The sequence below is a fragment of the Segeticoccus rhizosphaerae genome, from assembly GCF_009192725.1.
In the GTDB taxonomy this organism is placed as follows: Bacteria; Actinomycetota; Actinomycetes; order Actinomycetales; family Dermatophilaceae; genus Segeticoccus; species Segeticoccus rhizosphaerae.
Genome location: NZ_VOHR01000405.1, coordinates 1 through 3,014, shown reverse-complemented (window position 1 = coordinate 3,014; position 3,014 = coordinate 1). Strand labels below are relative to the sequence as shown.

Sequence of the window (3,014 nt, the reverse complement as noted above, 5' to 3'; positions counted from 1 at the left end):
GTCGCTGCTCGAGGCGGCCCCACGGGTCCGCGTCTGGGCCCACGGCGACGGCGAGGCGGCGCGCGGCCTGGCCGGGCGGCTGGGCCTGGTGACGGTGCGCGACCTGTGGCAGATGAGCCGGCCGTTGTCGGGCGACGGGTCCGAGCTGCCCGAGGCGCGGCTGCCGGAGGGGTTCGCCGCCCGCACCTTCGAGGTGGGCGCGGACGAAGAGCGATGGCTGGCGGTCAACGCCACGGCGTTTGCCAGCCACCCCGAGCAGGGCCGGGTCGACCGACGGGACCTCGACGCACGCATCGCCGAAACCTGGTTTGACGCTTCGGGGTTCATCCTCGTGGACGACCGCCGTGACACTCACGTCGAGGGCGCCGCGGCCTTGCCGCTGGCCGCCTTCCACTGGACCAAGGTCGTGCCGGGTGAGGACAGTGGTGAGGTCTACGTGGTCGGTGTCGACCCGGCATACCAGGGGCTCGGGCTGGGCAGGGCCGTCACGGTCCTCGGGCTGGAGCACCTGCGTGACCGCGGCCTGTCCGAGGCCACCCTCTACGTCGACGGCGACAACGAGGCGGCCGTAGCGACCTACGGCAAGCTCGGGTTCCACCGCACCACGGTGGACGTGATGTACGCACGTCCGGTGCACCCCGCGGTGGGAGCATGAGGACATGACGGCAGAACACGGGGACACGCAGCGGCACGGCACCGCCGAGCTCGATGCCGCGACGGGCAGCGAGGAGGCGCCGGTCGAGTCCACGATCTCGGCGCTCGCCTCGGCCCGTCCACGCTCGTCCAACGGCAGGTTCATGCGGGTCGTCGCCGACGAGCCGGACGTGCTGGCCACCGAGTCACCCGCCGAGCTCTTCCTCGACCGCGAGGTGTCCTGGCTGCAGTTCAACGACCGCGTCCTGCAACTCGCCCAGGACCCTGCGGTGCCCTTGCTCGAACGGGCCCGGTTCCTCGCCATCTTCGCCAGCAACCTCGACGAGTTCTTCATGGTGCGGGTGGCCGGGCTCAAACGCCGCATCGCCACCGGCCTGGCCATCGCCTCCCCCGCCGGGCTCGAGCCGCGCGAGGTGCTCGACCAGATCTCGGTGGCGGCGCACGAGCTGATGGGTCGCCACGCCGAGGTCTTCCACGAGCAGGTCCGGCCGCAGCTGCGCGACGAGGGCATCGAGATCATGCGGTGGGAGGAGCTGAGCGCGGCCGAGCAGGAGACCGTGCACGGGATGTTCCGCGCCGAGGTCTACCCGGTGCTCACGCCACTGGCGGTCGACCCGGCCCACCCGTTCCCCTACATCTCCGGGCTGTCCCTCAACCTCGCGGTCGTGCTGGTCCACCCCAAGACCGGCAAGGAGCACTTCGCGCGGGTCAAGGTGCCGCCGCTGCTGCCCCGCTTCATCCAGCTGGCCAACCCGACCGAGGAGTCGGGACTGTCCGACCGCTACCACGCGCGGTTCGTGCCGCTCGAGGACGTCATCGCCGCGCACCTGCACATGCTCTTCGCCGGCATGGAGGTGCGAGAGCACCACACCTTCCGCGTCACCCGCAACGAGGACTTCGAGGTGGAGGAGGACGACGCCGAGAACCTGCTCACCGCGCTCGAGCGCGAGCTGACCCGGCGCCGGTTCGGGCCGCCGGTGCGCCTCGAGGTCGCCTCCGACATGGGCGACCACGTGATGGACCTGCTGGTGCGCGAACTCGGCGTCAGCGCCGACGAGGTCTACCGGCTGCCCACCCCGCTCGACCTCACCGGGCTCAACCTCGTCGCCGACCTCGAGCGGACCGACCTGCGCTACCGGGGCTTCGTCCCGCTGACCCATCCCGACCTGGCCCCGGTGGAACGCTCCGCGCCGAGTGACGTCCTCGCGGCCATCCGGGAGAAGGACATCCTGCTGCACCACCCCTACGACTCGTTCTCCACGTCAGTGCAGGCCTTCATCGACCAAGCGGCGAACGACCCGGCGGTGCTGGCGATCAAGCAGACCCTCTACCGCACGAGCGGCGATTCGCCCATCGTCGACGCCCTCATCGACGCGGCCGAGGACGGCAAGCAGGTGCTGGCCGTGGTCGAGCTCAAGGCCCGGTTCGACGAGGAGAACAACATCACGTGGGCGCGCAAGCTGGAGCAGGCCGGGGTGCACGTGGTCTACGGCATGGTGGGGCTGAAGACGCACGCCAAGCTCTGCCTCGTGGTCCGTCAGGAGGGCGACGGCCTGCGACGCTACTGCCACGTCGGCACCGGCAACTACAACCCCAAGACGGCCCGCCTCTACGAGGACCTCGGCATCCTCACCTGTGACCCCCAGGTCGGCGAGGATTTGACGCGGCTGTTCAACCAGCTGTCCGGCCTCGCGCCACGGAGCAAGTTCAAGCGGCTGCTGGTTGCTCCGCGCTCGGTGCGCACCGGGCTGATCGAGCACATCGACGCGGAGGCCGAGCTGGCCAGGTCGGGCCGCCCCGGTCTGATCCAGATGAAGGTCAACTCCATCGTCGACGAGCAGGTCATCAACGCCTTGTATGCCGCGTCGCAGGCGGGCGCGACCGTGGACGTCTGGGTGCGCGGCATCTGCTCGTTGCGTCCCGGGGTGCCCGGTTTGTCCGAGACCATCGGGGTCCGGTCGGTGCTCGGCCGGTTCCTCGAGCACTCCCGGGTGTTCATCTTCGGGGGCGACGGCGACCCGATCGTCTACATCGGGAGCGCCGACATGATGCACCGCAACCTCGACCGCCGGGTGGAGACCCTCCTGCGGGTCGAGGACGAGGGCCACATCGCCTCGCTGCGCGACCTGCTCGAGCGCGGCATGAGCGACAAGACCTCGAGCTGGCACCTCGACGGCGACGGCCGCTGGACCCGCCACCACCTGGACGGGGACGGCTCACCCCTCACCGACGTGCAGGAGTCGGTCATCGCCCGCTTCGCCCGCCGCCGGCGCAAGGCCCGCCGTCGGTGAGCGACCCCGCCCGAGTGCCGACGGCCACGGAGCTCGTGGACCCCGACGCCACCTGGACGGGGACGGCTC

General features: G+C 70.7%; 2 protein-coding genes. Both read left to right on the top strand.

Annotated elements, in window-relative coordinates; genetic code table 11:
* Positions 1-655: mycothiol synthase (gene mshD, locus FRW57_RS19750; protein ID WP_152186849.1), on the top strand; the 655-nt coding region annotated here is incomplete at its 5' end.
* Positions 656-659: 4 nt separating this feature from the next.
* On the top strand, positions 660-2,945 hold the full coding sequence (locus tag FRW57_RS19745; protein WP_152186848.1) for an RNA degradosome polyphosphate kinase: 2,286 nt from the start codon (positions 660-662) through the stop codon (positions 2,943-2,945).
* The last annotated feature ends 69 nt before the right edge of the window (positions 2,946-3,014 follow it).